The sequence below is a fragment of the Sphingomonas mollis genome (assembly GCF_016427505.1).
GTDB classification, from domain to species: domain Bacteria; phylum Pseudomonadota; class Alphaproteobacteria; order Sphingomonadales; family Sphingomonadaceae; genus Sphingomonas; species Sphingomonas mollis.
Genome location: NZ_JAELXS010000001.1, coordinates 334,958 through 353,482, shown reverse-complemented (window position 1 = coordinate 353,482; position 18,525 = coordinate 334,958). Strand labels below are relative to the sequence as shown.

The following is an 18,525-nucleotide window of genomic DNA, read 5'->3' as shown; positions in this document are numbered from 1 at the left end:
CGCCACCGGGCGTGATCGACCGGTCGGGATCGGTCAGCGCCGCTGTCTGGTTAACGGATCGTTCATCATTGGCTGATTATCAATTGTTTCTTCGAGCTTCCGCCACGGTTCTGTCATGCCGCGGCATATTTGCCACATGCGTCGTCAGTCGCCGGCAAACCGCAGCGCCGGCACGCCGCGTTCGCGCTCGTTGATCGACAGCGACCGGCCCACCGGCGGCAACGATCGTTGCCGGCAATCGGGCCGGAAACATGCCCGGCACCCCAGCCCGATCGGTGTCGCCGGCCCGGCCAGATCGACCCCGCGCACCGCCGCCAGCGATCCCGCCCGCGCCACCTCCACGCCGATGCCGATCGCAAAACCGACCGGCTCCCCGCCCCAACCCTGTGACGAGACGACCCGCTGCATCGTCACCCAGCGCGCACCGTCCTCTAGTTCAATTACTTGCACCTGCGTCGCCCCCGGCCGGTCGAACACGCCGTGTACCTGCCACAGGGGGCAACGACCCGCGGCGGTGGCCAGCACCGATCCGCTCGCCCCGGCGAACCGCTTCGACACCTGCCCCGCCCGATCCAGCCGGATCATGAAGAACGGCAGCCCGCGCATCCCCACCCGCTGCAACGTCGTCAGCCGGTGCGCGACCTGTTCATACCCCATGCCGAACCGGCGTTGCAGCAGGTCGAGGTCGTAACCGCTCCCCTCGCACGCCCGCAGGAACCGGGCATAGGGCATGACGATCGCGCCGGCGAAGTAACTGGCCAGATGCCGCCGGAACAGCCGCTCCGCAACCCGGTCGGCAAAGCCCGCCCCGCGCGCCAGCGCCTCGATCTCCGTCCGCGCCTCGATCAGGCCCAGGTGGAACGCGACCGCGAAGACCCGCCCCGGCGCGTCCAGCGCCTCGCTCAACTGCAACTGCCGCGCATGCAGGTCCAGCCGGCGGAGCGCGTCGGGCATCACGTCGACCGGCAACACCCGGATCGACAGCCCGTGCTTCACCCGCAACCGCTCGACCATCGCGCCGTACAGGTCGGCACCGACCAGCCGCAGGTCGTCGGCCAGCATCTCGGCCTGCTGGTCCAGATCGGCGAAGTGGTTCTGCCACCGCTCCACCTCCTGCCGCACCAGCGCCAGCGGATCGTCGCCGCCGGTCGCCGCCGTATCGCTCCCCGCCCCGCCCAGCCGGTCGAACGCCCGCGCGAACGCCTCCGCCCCACCGGGCGCGGCCGCCAGCCATTCGTCCACCTCGGATCGATCGACCTCCAGATCGGCGAACAGCGGATCGGCCAGCCGCCGCCGGATCGCCACCGCGCCGCCGCCCGGCTCCCCCGCCGCCAGCGTCCGCGGATCGAGATCGAACTGCTCCGCCATCCGCACCAGCAACGATGCCGACAGCGGCCGATGGTTGCGCTCGATCAGGTTCAGATAACTGGGCGACACCGCCAGCATCTCCGCCATCGCCGCCTGCGTCAGGCCCGCCCGCCGCCGCAATCGCCGCACCGCCTGCCCCGCCAACAGCTTCCGCTCCGCCACGCCCGTCCCCTTGTAAAGAACATTACATCCTTACCAAAACCTGACGGCGCAACCCAACGATATGACGCAATTTCCGGCAAGAACTTGTTCTAATATGACCAACCCTGCCGCATCAAACCGTCACAAGCAACGCCGGATCAGGCGGCTGCTTCATGGAGGGACGAGATGAATACCGAACCAGCACGCAGCCGCGCCGTCTTCTCGACCGAGGATTTCGGCCTGATGAAGGAAGCGGTCGCCGATTATGTCCGCAAGATCGCGGACGACCCCCGCTCGGTCAAATTCTCCAATCTGTACCACCGGCTCGGCCGGCTCGGCTGATCGCATCATTCGCGGGGAGGAAGTAGATATGGGATATCAGGATCGCATCGCGCAGGCCGAACGGCTGACCCGGGCACGCGGACCGGCATGGGACGGCATCGGCGCGGCGGCGGTGGCCCGCATGCAGACGCAGAACCGCTTCCGCACCGGGCTCGACATCGCCCGGTACACGGCCGCGATCATGCGCCGCGACATGGCCGCCTATGATGCCGATCCGGCCGCCTACACCCAGTCGCTGGGCTGCTGGCACGGGTTCATTGGCCAGCAAAAGCTCATCAGCATCAAGAAGCATTTCGGCACCACCGACCGCCGCTACCTGTACCTGTCGGGCTGGATGGTGGCGGCGCTCCGCTCCGAATTCGGCCCCCTGCCCGACCAGTCGATGCACGAGAAGACCAGCGTCCCCGCGCTGATCGAGGAACTCTACACCTTCCTCCGCCAGGCCGATGCGCGCGAGCTGGGCCAGCTGTTCCGCGATCTGGACATCGCGCAGACCGCCGGCAACCGGATCGAGGAACAGCGCCTGATCCACGCCATCGACCAGCACCAGACGCACGTCGTGCCGATCATCGCCGATATCGACGCCGGCTTCGGCAACGCCGAGGCGACGTACCTGCTGGCGCGCAAGATGATCGAGGCGGGCGCCTGCGCGCTCCAGATCGAAAATCAGGTCAGCGACGAAAAACAATGCGGCCATCAGGACGGCAAGGTGACGGTCCCGCACGAGGACTTCCTCGCCAAGATCCGCGCCTGCCGATACGCGTTCCTCGAACTCGGCATCGATGACGGCATCATCGTCGCGCGCACCGATTCGCTCGGCGCCGGACTGACCAAGCAGATCGCCTGGTCGCGCGAACCCGGCGATCTCGCCGACCGGTACAACGCCTTTCTCGATTGCGAGGAAGTGACCGACCTCGCCAGCTTGCGCGGCGACGTCCTGATCGAACGCGACGGCAAGCTGATGCGGCCGAAACGCCTGCCGTCGAACTTGTTCCAGTTCCGCGAAGGCAGCGGCGTCGATCGCTGCGTGCTGGACTGCATCGCCTCGCTCCAGAATGGCGCCGACCTGTTGTGGATCGAAACGGAAAAGCCGCATATCGAGCAGATCGCCGGCATGGTCGACCGCATCCGCGACGTCGTGCCCGACGCCAAGCTGGTCTATAACAACTCGCCCTCGTTCAACTGGACGCTCAATTTCCGCCAACAGGTGTACGACGCATGGACCGCCGCCGGCCGCGACGTCGCCGCCTATGACCGCGCCCGCCTGATGAGCGCGGACTATGACGATACGCCGCTCGGGATCGAGGCGGACGACCGCATCCGCAACTTCCAGCGCGAGGCATCGGCGCGGGCGGGCATCTTCCATCACCTCATCACCCTGCCCACCTATCACACCGCCGCGCTGTCGACCGACGAACTGGCCCGCGAATATTTCGGCGAAGCGGGGATGCTCGGCTATGTCGAGGGCGTGCAGCGTCAGGAGATCCGCCGCGGCATCGCCTGCGTCCGCCACCAGAACATGTCGGGCAGCGACATCGGCGACGACCACAAGGAATATTTCGCCGGCGACGCGGCCCTCAAGGCAGGCGGCGTCCACAACACGATGAACCAGTTCGCCGCCTGACGATGCCCCTTCCCTCTCCCCTCGGGAGAGGGAAGGAGCGACGAAGCCGCCATCCCAACGCCTCGTCATTGCGAGCGCAGCGAAGCAACCCAGTGTCCCGCGTGCCGCCCTGGATTGCTTCGCTACGCTCGCAACGACGAACATCGATCGGTCTTCGGTGAAAATAGAGCATCGAGCACTTGATCCGAACCGTTCGTGCTGAGCCCTTCGACTGGCTGGCAAGCCAGCCGCTCAGGATAAACTTCGGCGCTTAGCGCCGAAGTCGAAGCACTTTATGGAAAGGTGGCCTTCGACTTTGCTCAGGCCGAACGGTTAGTGGTTGGCTCGATTTTCACGCAATTTGCTCTATGTCCTACACCACCCCATCGAGGTTATCCCCACCGGATGACCACCCTCCCCGCCCCCCGGCGTCCCGCGCGCATACATCCCCCGCGCGGGCGCGCCCGCGCGTGGACGGGTGTGACTTTCGAGACTTTCCACACCCGCCAGCGGTCGCGAAACTCAGCTGATCTGCCGCTTCTCCAGCTTCCGCGCCAAGGTCCGCCGATGCATCCCCAGCCGCCGCGCGGTCTCCGAGATGTTGAACCCCGTAGCCGCCAGCGCCTCGTTGATATGCTCCCATTCGACCGTCTTGATCGAACTCGGCCGAACGCTGATCGGCGCGGTCGCATCGCCGCCGCCGACCTTGCCGAACGCCGCCTCGATGTCATCGGTATTGGCCGGCTTGGCGAGATAGTGGCAGGCGCCCAGCTTGATCGCCTCGACCGCGGTCGAGATGCTGGCGAACCCGGTCAGGACGACGATCAGCATCGCCGGATCGTGCCGGTGCAGCGTCTGCACGCATTCCAGCCCGGATGCTGTGCCCAGCTTCAGGTCGACCACCGCCCGGTCGAACGTCCCCTCCGCCAGCAGCGCCGCCAGCTCCTCGGGGCCGGCCGCGGTCGACACCAGATAGCCGCGCCGTTCGAACGATCGCCTCAGCGTGCGGGCGAAGACCTGATCGTCCTCCACGATCACCAGCGTATCTGCCATGCTACCGTCCTTCCTCGTCGATGCCGATCGTCGACAACGGCAACGTCAGCGTCACCACCGCGCCGCCCCCCGGCCGGTTGGCGGCATCGGCCCGCCCGCCCAGCTTGCGCACGACATTGACCGCCAGGAACAGGCCGACGCCGTGGCCCGATCCCTTGGTCGAGATATGGGGCTTGCCGAAATCGGCGAGAAGAGCGGGCGCGAAACCCGGACCATGGTCGCGCACCGCCAGCACCAGCGCCGCGTCGCGCACCCTCGCCTCCAGCTCGATACCCTCGGGCGATGCTTCGCCAGCATTGTCCAGGATGTTGGCGATCGCCTGTCGCAACGTCGGTTCCGCCACTATCGGCACGTCCGCCGCCTCGTCGCGGACATATGCCAGCGGTATCCCGGCATGACTCGTGCGCCAGCCCTCCACGACATGGTCGATAAAGGCATGGGTCGAGGTGACCTCCGGCCCCTCGCCGCGCGGTTCGCCGGCGGATTGCAGGATTTCGGTGACGATCGCCTTGCAGCGGGCGACCTCGGCCTGCATCTCCTCGATCTCGCCCAGCAGGTCACGGTGACGCTGGAACACCGGCATCCGTCGCCAGTCGCTCAGGATCACCGACAGCGATGCCAGCGGCGTCCCCAGCTCATGCGCCGCACCGCTCGCCAGCATCCCCATGCGAACGATATGATCCTCCTCGGCCGCCTGTTGCCGCAGATCGGCGAGGCCGGCGTCCCGGGCCCGCAGGTTGCGCGTGATCCGCGTCACGAACATCATCAGCAACGTCGCGATCAGTCCGAAACACAACCACGCGCCCAGCGTGAAAAGCTCGCGCGCATCCATCGCCAGCGACGACGGCAACAGCAATGGGCGATAGATGACGGTCAGCAGCGCAAAGCACAGGCTGGTGATGACCACCACCGCCCACGCCGCCCATGCGTTCAGCAGGATCGCCCCCAGCACGACCTGCAACAGGAACAGCGACACAAACGGATTCGTCGCCCCGCCGCTCAACCCCAGTTGCAACGTCAGCGAGGCGATGTCGAACAGCAGCGCGAAGAACAGTTCCAGATTGCCGATCGTCCGCTGCCGCATCCGCGGCGTGCTCGCCAGATTGACCAAAGCCGCCACGCCGACGATCACCAGCATCGGCACCAGCGGCAGCGGAACCCCCATCGGCCCGCTGGCGATCAGGATCGTGACCAGCTGGCCCGCCACCGCCAGCCACCGCAACTCGACCAGCTGGCGCATGTTCCGCGCGCCCGTGCGGTCGGGACCGCCCGTCACCTTGCGCGCCAGCGACAGCAGCGGCGGATCGATCATCCGTCCTGCCCGCCGCTTCTCTTGCCGCTCCGCACCACCATGACCATCGCGCCCGCCACCATCGCCGCCAGCGCATACCATGTAATGGCATAGACCAGATGATTGTTCGGAAACCGGATCACCGTCATCCCGCCGACCGGGTAGCCGCCTGCGTTGGGCGTCGCATCCGCATCGACGAAATAGGGCGCCGCCACGATCCCGCGAGCCTGAGCGATTGCGGCCACGTCGCGGGAGAACCAGCGGTCCGCCGCGGGATCGTTGCTGCGCAGGAACCCACCCTTCGGCTCAGTCAACCGCACCAGCCCGACGATCGAGGTGTCGCCCTGCGGTACTACACGCCCCAGCCCCGCCGGCTCGGTCGGCACGAAGCCGCGGTTGACCAGCACGACCGGCCCGGCCGTCGTCGCCAGCGGCACCATCACCCAGTATCCGGCGCCCCGCTCGGTCAGCGCCTGCACCAATGTAGGTGCGCCCGGCAGGAAACGGCCAGTCAGCCGCACCCGCCGGTATTCGTCATCGCGCAGATCGCCGCCCAACGCCGACACCGCAACGGGCTTCCCGTGCACCCGCGCCTCGACGCGGGCGATCAGGTCCAGCTTCCACGCCCGGCGCTGCACCTGCCAGGTGCCCAACGCCACGAGCGCGATCACCAGCATCCCGCCCAGTCCCAGCACCAGGGCCAGGCCGCGCGGGCGCCGGCGGTCGGTCACCGCATCTCGCTCATCGCCTCGGCGGGCATCATGTTGCTGTTCAGATGGTACATGACCCAGATCGACCCGGACAAGGTGATGACGACCAGCACGACGGTGAACACCAGCGCCATCATCGTCCACCCGCCCTCGGACTTGGAATCCATATGCAGGAAATAGATCATGTGGACGATGATCTGCACGAACGCGAACGCCATGATCGCCATCGCCGTGACGCCGGCCGACAACGGCCCGCCCATCACCAGCCAGAACGGGATCGCCGTCAGCACCACCGACAGCGCGAAGCCGATCAGATAGCTCTTGCGCGATCCATGGCCATGGGTGTCGCCATGGCTGTGCAGTTCATGATCGTGGTTCGCCTCGTCGTCGGCCACGGCCGAGGAGGGAACATTCACGGGGCCGGCGCTCATCGCAGCACTCCCAGCAGATATACGAAGGTGAAGACGCCGATCCAGACGACGTCGAGGAAGTGCCAGAACATGCTGAGGCACAGCAGCCGGCGCTTGTTCTCCTGGATCAGGCCGCGGCGCGATACCTGCACCATCAGCGTGACCAGCCAGATGATGCCGAACGTCACGTGAAGCCCGTGCGTGCCGACCAGCGTGAAGAACGCCGACAGGAACGCCGACCGCTGCGGCGTGGCGCCTTCATGGATCAGGTTGGCGAATTCGTAGAGTTCGATCGACAGGAACGCGAGGCCGAACAGCCCGGTGATGGCCAGCCACCCTTGCGTCTCGCGCTGCGCCCCGCGCTCCATGGCCAGCATCGCGAAGCCATAGGTGATCGACGACAGCAGCAGCATCGACGTGTTGAGCGCGACGAGCGGCAACTCGAAGATTTCCCGCGGCGTCGGCCCGCCGGCATAGGCGGTACCAAGCACGCCATAGGTGGCGAACAGGACCGCGAAGATGAGGCAATCGCTCATCAGGTAGATCCAGAAGCCAAGGGCGGTGCCGCCCATGCCGCCGTGATCGTGCGCTTCCTCCTCGGCGAGGTAGAAGGTCGCCTTCTGCGCCGGATCGCTGGAAAGGGTAGAGGACGACATCAGTTGTGGCTCCCCACCCCGGCCGGCAGCGCCAGGAGGCGGGTACGCTCGCCCTCCTCGTGCAGCACCTCGTCGGCCGGAATGTAATAGTCGCGGTCATAATTGAAGCTGTGGAAGATCGACACGCCGACGATCGCGGCGAAGCTGATCGCCGCCAGCCACCAGATGTACCAGATCATCCCGAACGCGAAGGCGATGCTGATGCCTGCCAGGATCACGCCGGTGCCGGTGCTCTTGGGCATGTGGATCGGACGATACCCCTCCACCGGCCGCTCGTACCCGCGCGCCTTCATGTCCGACCACGCATCCAGATCATGGACGACAGGCGTGAACGCGAAGTTGTAGTGCGGCGGCGGCGACGAGGTCGACCATTCCATCGTCCGGCCACCCCAGGGATCGCCGGTCGTATCGCGCAGCGCCTCGCGGTTCCGCACCGAGACGAAGATTTGCATCAGGAATGCGCCGATCCCGACCGCGATGATTGCGGCACCGATCGCGGCGATGATGAACCAGATCTGCAGCGACGGATCGTCGAAGTGGCGCAGACGACGGGTGATGCCCATCAGGCCGAGCACGTACAGCGGCCCGAACGCGACCCAGAAGCCGATCGACCAGCACCAGAACGACACGAGGCCCCACTTCTTGTCCAGCGTGTATCCGAACGCCTTGGGCCACCAGTAATTGATGCCCGCGAACGCCCCGAACAGCACGCCGCCGATGATGACGTTATGGAAATGCGCAACAAGGAACAGCGAGTTGTGCAGCACGAAGTCCGCCGGCGGCACCGCCAGCAGCACGCCGGTCATCCCGCCGACCGTGAAGGTCAGCATGAACGAGATCGTCCACATCATCGGCAGCTCGAACCGGATCTTGCCCCGGTACATCGTGAACAGCCAGTTGAAGATCTTCGCCCCCGTTGGGATTGAGATCACCATCGTGGTGATGCCGAAGAACGAATTGACGCTCGCCCCGGACCCCATGGTGAAGAAGTGGTGCAGCCAGACGAGGTACGACAGAATGGTGATGACCACCGTCGCATAGACCATCGAGGTATAGCCGAAGAGCCGCTTGCCAGAGAAAGTCGAGGTAACTTCAGAGAAGATGCCGAACGCCGGCAGGATCAGGATGTACACCTCCGGATGGCCCCAGATCCAGATGAGGTTGAAGTACATCATCGGATTGCCGCCGGCCTGGTTCGTGAAGAAATTCGTGCCGACGTAGCGATCGAGAGACAAGAGGACGAGCGTCGCGGTCAGGACCGGGAAGCTGGCGACGATCAGGATGTTGGTGCACAGGCTGGTCCAGCAGAACACCGGCAGCTTCATCATCGTCATGCCGGGCGCGCGCATCTTGATGATCGTCACGACCAGATTGATGCCCGACAGCGTCGTGCCGACACCGGCCACCTGCAACGCCCAGATGTAATAATCGACGCCGACGTCCGGACTGTAATCCAGTCCCGACAGTGGCGGGAACGCCAGCCAGCCGGTCCGCGCGAACTCGCCGATGAACAACGACATCATGATGATGACGGCACCCGCCGCGGTCATCCAGAAGCTGAAATTGTTCAGATACGGAAACGACACGTCGCGCGCGCCGATCTGGAGCGGGATGACGTAGTTCATCAACCCGGTCACCAGCGGCATCGCCACGAAGAAGATCATGATGACGCCGTGGGCGGTGAACACCTGATCGTAATGGTGCGCGTTCAGATAGCCCTCGTTCGCGCCGAACGCCATCGCCTGCTGCCCGCGCATCATGATCGCGTCGGCAAAGCCGCGCAGCAGCATGACGATCGCCAGCACCATGTACATGATGCCGACCTTCTTATGGTCGACGCTGGTGAACCACTCCTTCCAGAGATAACCCCACAGCTTGAAATAGGTCAGCAGGCCGAGCACGCCGATACCGCCGATCACCACCGCGACGAAGGTCGCGACGACGATCGGTTCGTGGATCGGCAGGCTGTCGATCGTCAACCGGCCGAAGATGGTCTTCAGGAATGTGGGGTCCATGGCGGGTGCCTTCAGGCGCGGTCGGCGGCGCCGGCGGCGCGCGCGTGGGGGATGGTGGAACGGGGGTCGAGCGCGGTCATGTCGCGGTTGCGTTCATTGCCGGGGGCCGCGTTGCCCGGCGATCCGGGCAGGCGCTCCTTGCTCTGGTGCGGCGACGTGCCCTTCTCACCGGGGTCTTTCAGCAACGCGCCCTCGGCCTTGTCGCCGTGCATCGGCGCAGCGTCGTTGACCGGCGGGCTGCCCGAACCGGGCCGCATGCTGTGCGGGTCACCGCCGCCACGGCGGTCGTGACCCATCATGTCGGACATGCACGGCTTGCCCGGTTCGACGCAGCGGTTGACGATCTTGCCGAACAACCCGTCCTCCACGGTCGCGAAACGGATCACCGGCACCTTTTCGGTCGGCTTTTCGAGACGGGTGTAGATCGACGCGTCGAGCCGCCGCGGATCGGCCTTCACCCGTTCCACCCACTGGGCGAAGCCGGATTGGTCCATGCCCAGCATCTTGAACTTCATGTCCGAGAAACCGGCACCGCTATAGTGCGCGGCGATCCCGTCGAACGTGCCGGGCTCGTTCAGCACCGCGTGCAGCTTCGTCTCCATGCCCGGCATCGCATAGATCTGGCCGGCGAGCGCGGGGATATAGAACGAGTTCATGACCGACGAGGCGGTGATGCGGAACGTGATCGGGCGATCAACCGGCGCAGCCAGCTCGTTGACCGTCGCGATCCCGAGTTCGGGATAGATGAACAGCCACTTCCAGTCGAGCGCGACGACCTGCACCTCCAGCGGCTTCACGCCGGCCTTCAGCGGCTGTCCCGCCTTCAGCCGGTCGATCGGACGATACGGGTCGAGCAGATGGGTGCTGCTCCATGTCACCGCGCCCAGAAAGATGATGATAAGCAGCGGTGCCGACCAGATGCCGAGTTCCAGCATCGTCGAATGGTCGAAATCGGGATCGTACGCGGCGTCCTTGTTGCCGGCGCGATAGCGCCAGGCGAACACCACGGTCGCGACCATCACCGGAATGACGATCAGCAGCATCAGGCCGACCGAGATCAGGATCAGGTCGCGCTGTTGCAGGGCGACGTCGCCCGACGGGTTCATCACCACCATGTTGCACCCCGGCAGGAGCGCCAACAGGGCAAGCGGAGCCCAGCGGCCTTTGAGGACGCGGGCGGCGGACGCGACGGGGGGAAGGTGCGGCATAATGGCGGGCAGCTAGGCCGTTACGCTGCACTGCGACATTGGACAGTTTGTCCAATCCCCTCCGGCCTATGCTATCGTCATAAGCCGCCCTGCGAGCACCCGAGTCCGGCGCTCGCATGTTTATTCGGAGCCATGGCCGTGAGTGCAGCAACCGCCGCGTCGAATTCGACGCAACTCGAACGCGACGCGCGCCAGATCAACTCTGACGGCCACAAGGTCGCGCCCGGCGAGATCGCGATCGGCGTCATCATCGGCCGGACCTCCGAATTCTTCGATTTCTTCGTGTACGCCATCGCATCGGTACTGGTGTTCCCGTCGCTGATCTTTCCGTACGTCGATGCGCTGACGGGGACGATGTACTCATTTGCGCTCTTCGCGCTGGCATTCATCGCCCGGCCGCTCGGCACCGCGCTCTTCAGCATCATGGACCGCCGTTATGGTCGCAGCGTCCGCTTGACGATGGCACTGTTCCTGCTCGGCGGATCGACGATGGCGGTGGCGTTCCTGCCCGGTTACGAGCAGATCGGCAGCTATGCCGCGGTCCTGCTCGGCCTGCTCCGCATCGGTCAGGGCATGGCACTGGGCGGCGTGTGGGACGGGTTGCCCTCGCTTCTGTCGCTGAACGCCCCGGAGGAGAAGCGCGGCTGGTATGCGATGATCCCGCAGCTGGGCGCGCCGATCGGCCTGTTCGTGGCGTCCAGCCTCTTCGCGTTCTTTCTCGCGACGCTGACCACAGCCGACTTCCTTGAATGGGGCTGGCGCTATCCGTTCTTCGTGGCGTTCGCGATCAATGTGGTGGCGCTGTTCGCCCGCCTGCGCATCGTCGCCACTCCGGAATTTCAGGAGATGTTCGAAAGCCGCGAGTTGCAGCCCGCCTCGATCCGCGAGACGATACGGTTCGAGGGTCGCGTGATCCTGCTCGGCGCGTTCGCCCCGCTCGCCAGCTTCGCGCTGTTTCACCTCGTCACGGTGTTTCCGCTGTCATGGGTCGTGCTGTTCACACAGCAGGCGCCGGTGCGTTTTCTGGTGATCGAGATGATCGGCGCCGGCTTCGGCGTCGTGTCGATCCTCGCATCGGGCATTATCGCCGACCGGGTCGGCCGGCGTACCCTGCTCGGCGTGTCCGCCGCGTTGATCGCCGCCTATAGCGGCTTCGCGCCTCAGTTGCTGAACGGTGGCGATATGGGCGAGACGATCTACACGATCGTCGGCTTCATCCTGCTTGGTCTCGCCTTCGGTCAGTCGTCGGGCGTCATCGCTTCGCGCTTCACGCCAGCGCGACGCTATACCGGTTCCGCGCTGACGTCCGATCTCGCCTGGCTGGTCGGCGCCGGCTTCGCGCCACTCGCCGCGCTGTTCCTGTCGAGCAATTTCGGACTGCTGGCGGCCGGTGCGTATCTGTTGTCGGGCGCTGCCTGTACGCTAATCGCGCTGGGTTTGAACAAGGAGATGGGCCGCCGGATGGGCTGATCGGAAATTCCGGTCGCATCGATAAGAGAAACCGATTTCCATGCTGCATCGCAGCAAGGTAACAGCGTTTTCACGTTGCGATGCACAAAGGAGTTTCCATGTCGCTCATCGGTACCCAGCTGAAGCCCTTCACGACCCAGGCGTACAAGCAGGGCAAGTTCCTGACAGTGTCCGACGCCGACGTGCGTGGCACATGGGCGATATTCTTCTTCTATCCGGCCGATTTCACGTTCGTCTGCCCGACCGAGCTCGAAGACCTCGCCGACCAGCACGACACGTTCGCGCGCATGGGCGTCGAAATCTACAGCGTGTCGACCGACACGCATTTCAGCCACAAGGCATGGCACGACACGTCGCCCGCGATCGGCAAGATCCGCTATACCATGCTGGGTGATCCCGCCGGCGTCATCACCAACAATTTCGGCGTGATGCGCGAAGGCCAGGGCCTCGCCGATCGCGGCACCTTCGTCGTCGATCCCGATGGCGTGATCCAGTTCATGGAGATCACCTCGGAAGGCGTCGGCCGCAACGCGATGGAATTGCTGCGCAAGGTGAAGGCCGCGCAGTACATCGCCGCGCATCCGGGTGAGGTCTGCCCCGCCAAGTGGGAAGAGGGCGAAGAGACGCTCGCTCCCTCGCTCGACCTCGTCGGCAAGATCTGATTTCGCGCTCCTCCCCGCACGCGGGGAGGTGGCAGGCCAAAGGCCTGACGGAGGGGGGCTTCCACGAACGTACCGCTCGCGGCGATCCCTCCTCCACCAGCTTCGCTGGTACCCCTCCCCGTGCCGGGGAGGATTAACTAAAGAGGAGCCGTCCGTGCTCGACGCCAATCTCAAGACCCAGCTTAAGACCTATCTCGCCAACATCCGCCAGCCGATCGAGCTGGTCGCGTCGCTGGACGACGGCGCCAAGTCGGCCGAGATGCTGTCGCTGCTTACCGAGATCGCGGCGCTGTCCGACGATGTCACCGTCGTCCGCCGGGATGACGACCGCCGTCGCCCCTCTTTCATGATTCGCCGCACCGGCACCGACCTCGGCGTCCGCTTCGCCGGCATCCCGATGGGGCATGAATTCACCTCGCTGGTGCTGGCGCTGCTTCAGGTCGGCGGTCATCCGTCGAAGCTGGCGCAGGACGTGATCCAGCAGGTCCGCGACCTCGATGGCGATTATGCCTTCGAAACCTATTTCTCGCTGTCGTGCCAGAACTGCCCCGATGTGGTGCAGGCGCTGAACCTGATGAGCGTCATCAACCCCCGCATCAGCCATGTCGCGATTGAGGGCAGCCTGTTTCAGGACGAGGTGGCCAGCCGCGGCGTCATGTCCGTGCCGGCGATCTTCATGAACGGCGAGTTGTTCGCATCGGGCCGGATGGACGTGGAGCAGGTGCTCGCCAGGCTCGACACCGGCAGCACCGCCCGCGCCGCTGAGAAGATCAGCGCCAAGGACCCGTTCGACGTCCTCGTCATCGGTGGCGGCCCCGCCGGCGCGGCCGCGGCGATCTATGCCGCGCGCAAGGGGATCCGCACCGGCATCGCCGCCGAGCGGTTTGGCGGACAGGTGCTCGACACGATGTCGATCGAGAATTTCATTTCGGTCCAGCATACCGAAGGGCCGAAGCTGGTCGCGAACATGGAACAGCATGTTGCCGAGTACGGCGTCGATCTGATGAACCTGCAACGCGCCGAACGGCTGATCCCGGCGCGTGAGGAAGGCGGTCTGCACGAGGTGCGGCTTGCCAGCGGTGCCTCGCTGAAGGCGCGGACGGTGATCCTGTCGACCGGCGCGCGCTGGCGGCAGATGAACGTGCCGGGCGAGGAAGCTTATCGGAACAAGGGCGTCACCTATTGCCCGCATTGCGACGGCCCCCTGTTCCGCGGCAAGCGCGTCGCGGTGATCGGTGGCGGCAACAGCGGTGTCGAGGCGGCGATCGACCTCGCCGGTCTGGTCGCGCACGTCACGCTGATCGAATTCGATACCGACCTGCGCGCCGATGCCGTCCTCCAGCGAAAACTCGCCAGCCTGCCGAATGTAAAGGTCATCACGTCGGCGATGACGACCGAGGTGGTCGGTGACGGCGACCGGGTGGCGGGCCTGCATTACAAGGACCGGCACCACGGCACGCTGCACCAGATCGAGCTTGAGGGCATCTTTGTCCAGATCGGTCTGGTCCCCAACACCGAATGGCTGAAGGACACCGTCGCGCTGACCCTGCGCGGCGAGATCGAGGTGGACGATCGCGGCGAAACCTCGTTGCCGGGCATCTTTGCCGCTGGCGACGTGACGACGGTGCCGTTCAAGCAGATCGTCGTCGCGATGGGTGAGGGATCGAAGGCATCGCTCGCCGCCTTCGATCACCTGATCCGCCTGCCGGTGCCGGACGCCGCGCTGATCGCCGCCTGACACGCTGACCGGGTTGAGGCGGCGCTCTTTGCGACACCCGCCTTAACCCGGTCGCAACGCCGGCCATATATGGCTTCATCCCTCCGCGAGGCCGCGGTATAGCCACCCCGCCTGTCGCGGCTCTGGAGGATCATCATTATCAGCCCCCAATCGATCTGGCCGGCCGTCAAACGGCGCATCTGGCCGCTGACGTCGCGTATCGAGGATATCGACGCCGATCGGGCGGTGAAGCCGAAGCTGGCGCAGCTTCGCGCTTCGTCCTTCTATGCCGACATGCCCCGTCGCCGTATCCTGGCGCTGGGCGTGCAATCACCCCGCCGGCCCGGATCGCTCGATCGCATCTATCAGACGATGCAGAACAGCGGTCGTCATGAGGTCGTGGTCGACAGCAAGGGCGTCGATGGGATCGGCAAGCTCGACAACATCAATCTGCTGGTCGAGCGCCATGATATCAGCCAGTTCGACTGGATCTGGATGGTGGACGACGATGTCGAGTTGCCCGCCGATTTCACCGATCCGTTCGTGGCGCTGTCCGAATATGCCGATCTGAAGATCAGCTCGCCCGCCCATCGCTCGTTCTCCTATTGGAGCCACGACGTCACGCATCGCCAGCGCGGCATGCTGGTCCGTCAGACCAATTTCGTCGAAGTCGGACCGATCACCGCGTTCCACCGCGATACCTATGCCTCCGTGTTTCCGCTGCCCAGCCTGCGTTATGGCTGGGGTCTCGATCTGGTCTGGCCGGTGATCGCCGAGCGTAACGGGTGGAAGGTCGGCGTGGTAGACGGCGTCGCGCTGCGTCACACCAGTCCCATCGCCGCGACGTACGATGTCGCCGCCGCCGGGGCCGAAGCGGAGGCCTATATGGCGCCGTACGGCGTCAAGACGGGCGTCCACAAGATCGTGACGATCGACCGGATCGCCTCGATCGAAGACCGTCCGTCGCGTGGCTGACACGATGCCTGCCGTCGGCCTCACCACGTTGATGCTGGTGCTGCCGCTACCTATCTTCTGCGACGGCGACGCCTGCGTGATCGATCGTCAGGCGCATAACGGTATCCGCCGCTGGCTCGACAATTTCGACCGTCTCATCCTCTGCATGCCGGAACTGCCGGCGGCCGATGCGTCGGCGGACGTATCGCCACTCCTGAAAGACGATTTCGGTGGCCGCTGTCGCCTCGTCCGGTTGCCCGACCATCGCCAGCCGGTGCCGTTCATGAAGGTGCTGGGGACGACGACGAAGCAACTGGACGCGTTGATCGACGAAAGCACGCACCTGTGCTTCGCGATCGGCGGCCTGTTCGGCGACTGGGCGGCGGTGGCTGCCCTGCGCGCCGCCAAGAAGGGCCGGAAAGCGGCGATCTGGACCGACCGGGTCGAATCAGAAGTGCTGGGCTTCACCGCGTCGCAAGCCACGGGTCTTCGCAAGGTCTATTGGTCGGCCACGGCATGGGCGATGCGGCATTACGAGCGGCTGGTAATCCGGCGCAGCGCGCTCGGGCTGTTCCACGGCGCGGACTGCTTTGCCGCCTATGCGGCCTACAGCCCCGATCCGCATCTGGTCCACGATATCCATCTGTCGGAAGACTCGCGGATCAGCCCGGCCGAACTGGACGCCAAGACACGGCGGTCGGGTCCCTTGTCGATCATCTATGCCGGGCGCGCACATCCCGACAAGGGCGTGCTGGAATGGGTCGAAACGCTGAACCTGCTGGCGCATGCCGGTGTCGATTATCAGGCCACCTGGTACGGCGATGGTCCGCAGTTCGACGAAGCACGCCGCGCGGTGTCGGCGGCGGGGTTGGAGGGCAGCATCGCCTTCCCCGGCCCGCTGCGGGATCGCGATGCGCTGATGCGGCATATGCGCGCGGCCGACATCTTCCTGTTCTGTCACAAGACGCCGGAATCACCGCGTTGCCTGGTCGAGGCGCTGATCTCCGGCACACCGATCGTCGGCTACGACAGCAGCTATCCCGACGATCTGATAAAGGAACATCGCGGCGGCGTGCTGACCGAGGGCAACCCCGTGGCACTCGCCCGCGCGCTGGAAACACTGGCCAAGGATCGCGAGCGGCTCGCAACCCTGACACGAGCGGCAGCGGCGGATGGCTATCCGTTCACCGACGTCCATGTTTTCCGCCACCGTTCCGACCTGATCAAGGCCGCGTCGTAACGCGGCCTTGATCGGCGCTGTCAGTCCGGCTTCTTCGCCACGCCGACCAGCGACGGCCGCAGCAGGCGGTCCTTGATCATGTAACCCGCCTGCATCTCCTGCACGATCGTCCCCGGCGCTTCATCGCTGGCCAGTTCCATCATCGCCTGATGCTTGTTCGGGTCGAGCGGCAGGCCCATCGCGTCGATCCGCGTGATGCCGTGGCGCGACAGCACGCTGTCGAGTTCGCGGCCGGTCGCATCCAGCCCGGTGACGAGACCCTTGAACCGCTCGTCCTCGCGTGCATCCGCCGGAATCGCCGCCAGACCACGCGACAGATTGTCCGCCACCGACAGGATATCGCGGGCAAAGCTGGTCGCGGCATAGGCGCGCGCATCGACCGCGTCCTTTTCGGCACGACGGCGAACGTTCTGGATATCCGCCTGCGCATAAAGCGTGGCCTGTTTCGCCTCGGCTAGCTGGTTCTCCAGTTCGGCGATACGGGCCGCGGCGCCGTCATGCTCGGCTACTTCGGGCGCTGCCTCGGCCGTTTCCTGCCGCAAGGTGTCGGCGCCGGATTCATTCTCGTCGATCATCATATTCCCTGTGTTTCAGCCCATCAGACGGGCGAGCGTTGCCGCCGTGAAATCCACCATGGGCACGACCCGCGCGTAGTTCAACCGCGTCGGCCCGATCACACCGACCACACCGACCACTTGTCCGCCCGGTCCCCGGAACGGTCGAGCGATGACCGACGATCCACTGAGCGCGAACAGTTTGTTCTCCGCGCCGATGAAAATGCGCGTCGCATCGCCCGCGCTGGCGGAATCGAGCAGGCTCGCAATCTCCTGCTTGCCATCGAGATCGTCGAGCAGATCGCGCACCCGGTCGAGATCGGCGGCCGCCGCCGCATCGATCAACCGCCCCTGCCCGCGCACGATCAGCACCGGCCGGCGGTCGCCATCCTCGCTCCACACCGCCAGCCCACGCTCCACCAGCGTCCGCGCCGCACCGTCCAGCGCCGCGCGGCCATCCGCGAGTTCCCGTTCGATCCGCGCCCGCGCCTCGCCCAGCGTCAGGCCACCGAGCGTCGCCGACATGTAATTCCCCGCCTCGACCAGTGCCGATCCCGTCAGGCCGGGCGGCAGGTCGAGCACCCGGTTCTCGACCGTGCCGTCCTCGGCGACCAGCACCGCCAGCGCCTGCACCGGCGACAGCGGCACGAAGCCGATCGAGCGCAGCGTCAGCTCGCGCTTGGGCACCAGCACCAGCCCCGCACAGGCCGACAGGCCCGACAGCGCGGCGGTGGTGGCCGCCAGCGCAGCCTCCACCGGGCCGCCGCGGCCGGCGTTGCGACCGAGTTCCGCCTCGATCTGCGCACGCTCATCCGCCGATGGTTCGGTGGCCTGCATCATGCCATCGACGAACAGGCGCAGCCCGCGCTCGGTCGGCACCCGGCCGGCGGAGGTATGCGGGCTGGCGAGCAGGCCGAGCGATTCGAGCTGGCCCATCACGTGCCGGATCGACGCGGGCGACAGGTTCAGGCCGGTGGCGAGCGCGATGGTCTTCGACCCCACCGGCACGCCCGACGTCAGATAACCGTCCACGACCGCTCGAAAGATATCGCGCGCCCGGTCGGTCAGTTCGGTGACGGGAGGGCCCATCCCCATGATCTAGGCTGGCGTGGCCCGGAACGGAAGGCTACG

The 18,525-nt window shown here is 65.6% G+C and carries 17 protein-coding genes; 7 read left to right on the top strand and 10 right to left on the bottom strand.

Going from position 1 to position 18,525, the window contains the following annotated elements; translation table 11 throughout:
* Window positions 1-144: 144 nt before the first annotated feature.
* The gene (locus JAO74_RS01600; protein ID WP_199034360.1) at window positions 145-1,530 is read right to left on the bottom strand and encodes a helix-turn-helix domain-containing protein; all 1,386 of its coding nucleotides are present in this window, start codon (window positions 1,528-1,530) and stop codon (window positions 145-147) included.
* A 165-nt stretch (window positions 1,531-1,695) separates the two neighbouring features.
* On the opposite strand from JAO74_RS01600, the gene JAO74_RS01595 reads away from it, so the two are divergent.
* Together JAO74_RS01595 and JAO74_RS01590 are read left to right on the top strand one after the other, a co-directional pair.
* Window positions 1,696-1,851: a hypothetical protein gene (locus JAO74_RS01595; RefSeq protein ID WP_199034359.1), complete on the top strand. Its 156-nt coding sequence runs from the start codon at window positions 1,696-1,698 to the stop codon at window positions 1,849-1,851.
* 28 nt (window positions 1,852-1,879) lie between these two features.
* Window positions 1,880-3,475 carry an isocitrate lyase gene (locus JAO74_RS01590; protein ID WP_199034355.1) on the top strand — a complete coding sequence of 532 codons (1,596 nt, stop codon included), beginning with the start codon at window positions 1,880-1,882 and terminating at the stop codon, window positions 3,473-3,475.
* A 501-nt stretch (window positions 3,476-3,976) separates the two neighbouring features.
* On the opposite strand, the gene JAO74_RS01585 is transcribed toward JAO74_RS01590, so the two are convergent.
* The 7 genes from JAO74_RS01585 to cyoA are packed head-to-tail and all read right to left on the bottom strand — an operon-like array spanning window position 3,977 to window position 10,797.
* Window positions 3,977-4,507 (bottom strand): response regulator transcription factor, encoded by a 531-nt coding sequence (locus tag JAO74_RS01585; RefSeq protein ID WP_199034353.1) that lies wholly within the window; start codon window positions 4,505-4,507, stop codon window positions 3,977-3,979.
* Between the two features lies 1 nt (window position 4,508).
* Entirely contained in the window at window positions 4,509-5,819 is a 1,311-nt protein-coding gene (locus tag JAO74_RS01580; protein WP_233150543.1) for an ATP-binding protein, read from the bottom strand.
* On the bottom strand, window positions 5,816-6,475 hold the full coding sequence (locus JAO74_RS01575) for an SURF1 family protein (protein ID WP_199035120.1): 660 nt from the start codon (window positions 6,473-6,475) through the stop codon (window positions 5,816-5,818). Before JAO74_RS01575 ends, JAO74_RS01580 begins: the two co-directional genes overlap by 4 nt.
* Window positions 6,476-6,525: 50 nt before the next feature.
* A complete protein-coding gene (cyoD, locus tag JAO74_RS01570; protein WP_199034351.1) occupies window positions 6,526-6,939 on the bottom strand; it encodes a cytochrome o ubiquinol oxidase subunit IV in 414 nt (137 codons plus the stop codon).
* Entirely contained in the window at window positions 6,936-7,574 is a 639-nt protein-coding gene (gene cyoC, locus JAO74_RS01565) for a cytochrome o ubiquinol oxidase subunit III (protein ID WP_199034349.1), read from the bottom strand. The genes cyoD and cyoC overlap by 4 nt, the downstream gene beginning before the upstream one ends.
* Window positions 7,574-9,589: a cytochrome o ubiquinol oxidase subunit I gene (gene cyoB / locus JAO74_RS01560; protein WP_199034347.1), complete on the bottom strand. Its 2,016-nt coding sequence runs from the start codon at window positions 9,587-9,589 to the stop codon at window positions 7,574-7,576. Before cyoB ends, cyoC begins: the two co-directional genes overlap by 1 nt.
* Before the next feature lie 11 nt (window positions 9,590-9,600).
* Window positions 9,601-10,797 carry a ubiquinol oxidase subunit II gene (cyoA, locus tag JAO74_RS01555; RefSeq protein WP_199034345.1) on the bottom strand — a complete coding sequence of 399 codons (1,197 nt, stop codon included), beginning with the start codon at window positions 10,795-10,797 and terminating at the stop codon, window positions 9,601-9,603.
* A 138-nt stretch (window positions 10,798-10,935) separates the two neighbouring features.
* Here cyoA and JAO74_RS01550 point away from each other — a divergent pair, with 138 nt between their 5' ends.
* The 5 genes from JAO74_RS01550 (at window position 10,936) to JAO74_RS01530 (ending at window position 16,840) form a co-directional block, all read left to right on the top strand.
* Complete coding sequence (locus JAO74_RS01550; RefSeq protein ID WP_332908702.1) at window positions 10,936-12,267, top strand: MFS transporter; 1,332 nt, start codon at window positions 10,936-10,938, stop codon at window positions 12,265-12,267.
* Between the two features lie 98 nt (window positions 12,268-12,365).
* The gene (gene ahpC, locus JAO74_RS01545) at window positions 12,366-12,929 is read left to right on the top strand and encodes an alkyl hydroperoxide reductase subunit C (protein WP_056524711.1); all 564 of its coding nucleotides are present in this window, start codon (window positions 12,366-12,368) and stop codon (window positions 12,927-12,929) included.
* A 154-nt stretch (window positions 12,930-13,083) separates the two neighbouring features.
* Window positions 13,084-14,667 carry an alkyl hydroperoxide reductase subunit F gene (ahpF, locus tag JAO74_RS01540; RefSeq protein ID WP_199034341.1) on the top strand — a complete coding sequence of 528 codons (1,584 nt, stop codon included), beginning with the start codon at window positions 13,084-13,086 and terminating at the stop codon, window positions 14,665-14,667.
* A gap of 225 nt (window positions 14,668-14,892) precedes the next feature.
* A complete protein-coding gene (locus tag JAO74_RS01535) occupies window positions 14,893-15,621 on the top strand; it encodes a hypothetical protein (protein WP_199034339.1) in 729 nt (242 codons plus the stop codon).
* A complete protein-coding gene (locus JAO74_RS01530) occupies window positions 15,614-16,840 on the top strand; it encodes a glycosyltransferase (protein ID WP_332908701.1) in 1,227 nt (408 codons plus the stop codon). Before JAO74_RS01535 ends, JAO74_RS01530 begins: the two co-directional genes overlap by 8 nt.
* Before the next feature lie 20 nt (window positions 16,841-16,860).
* On the opposite strand, the gene grpE is transcribed toward JAO74_RS01530, so the two are convergent.
* Both grpE and hrcA read right to left on the bottom strand, forming a co-directional pair.
* Window positions 16,861-17,418 carry a nucleotide exchange factor GrpE gene (gene grpE, locus JAO74_RS01525; RefSeq protein WP_416194264.1) on the bottom strand — a complete coding sequence of 186 codons (558 nt, stop codon included), beginning with the start codon at window positions 17,416-17,418 and terminating at the stop codon, window positions 16,861-16,863.
* A 12-nt stretch (window positions 17,419-17,430) separates the two neighbouring features.
* On the bottom strand, window positions 17,431-18,483 hold the full coding sequence (hrcA, locus tag JAO74_RS01520) for a heat-inducible transcriptional repressor HrcA (RefSeq protein ID WP_199034335.1): 1,053 nt from the start codon (window positions 18,481-18,483) through the stop codon (window positions 17,431-17,433).
* Window positions 18,484-18,525 lie beyond the last annotated feature (42 nt).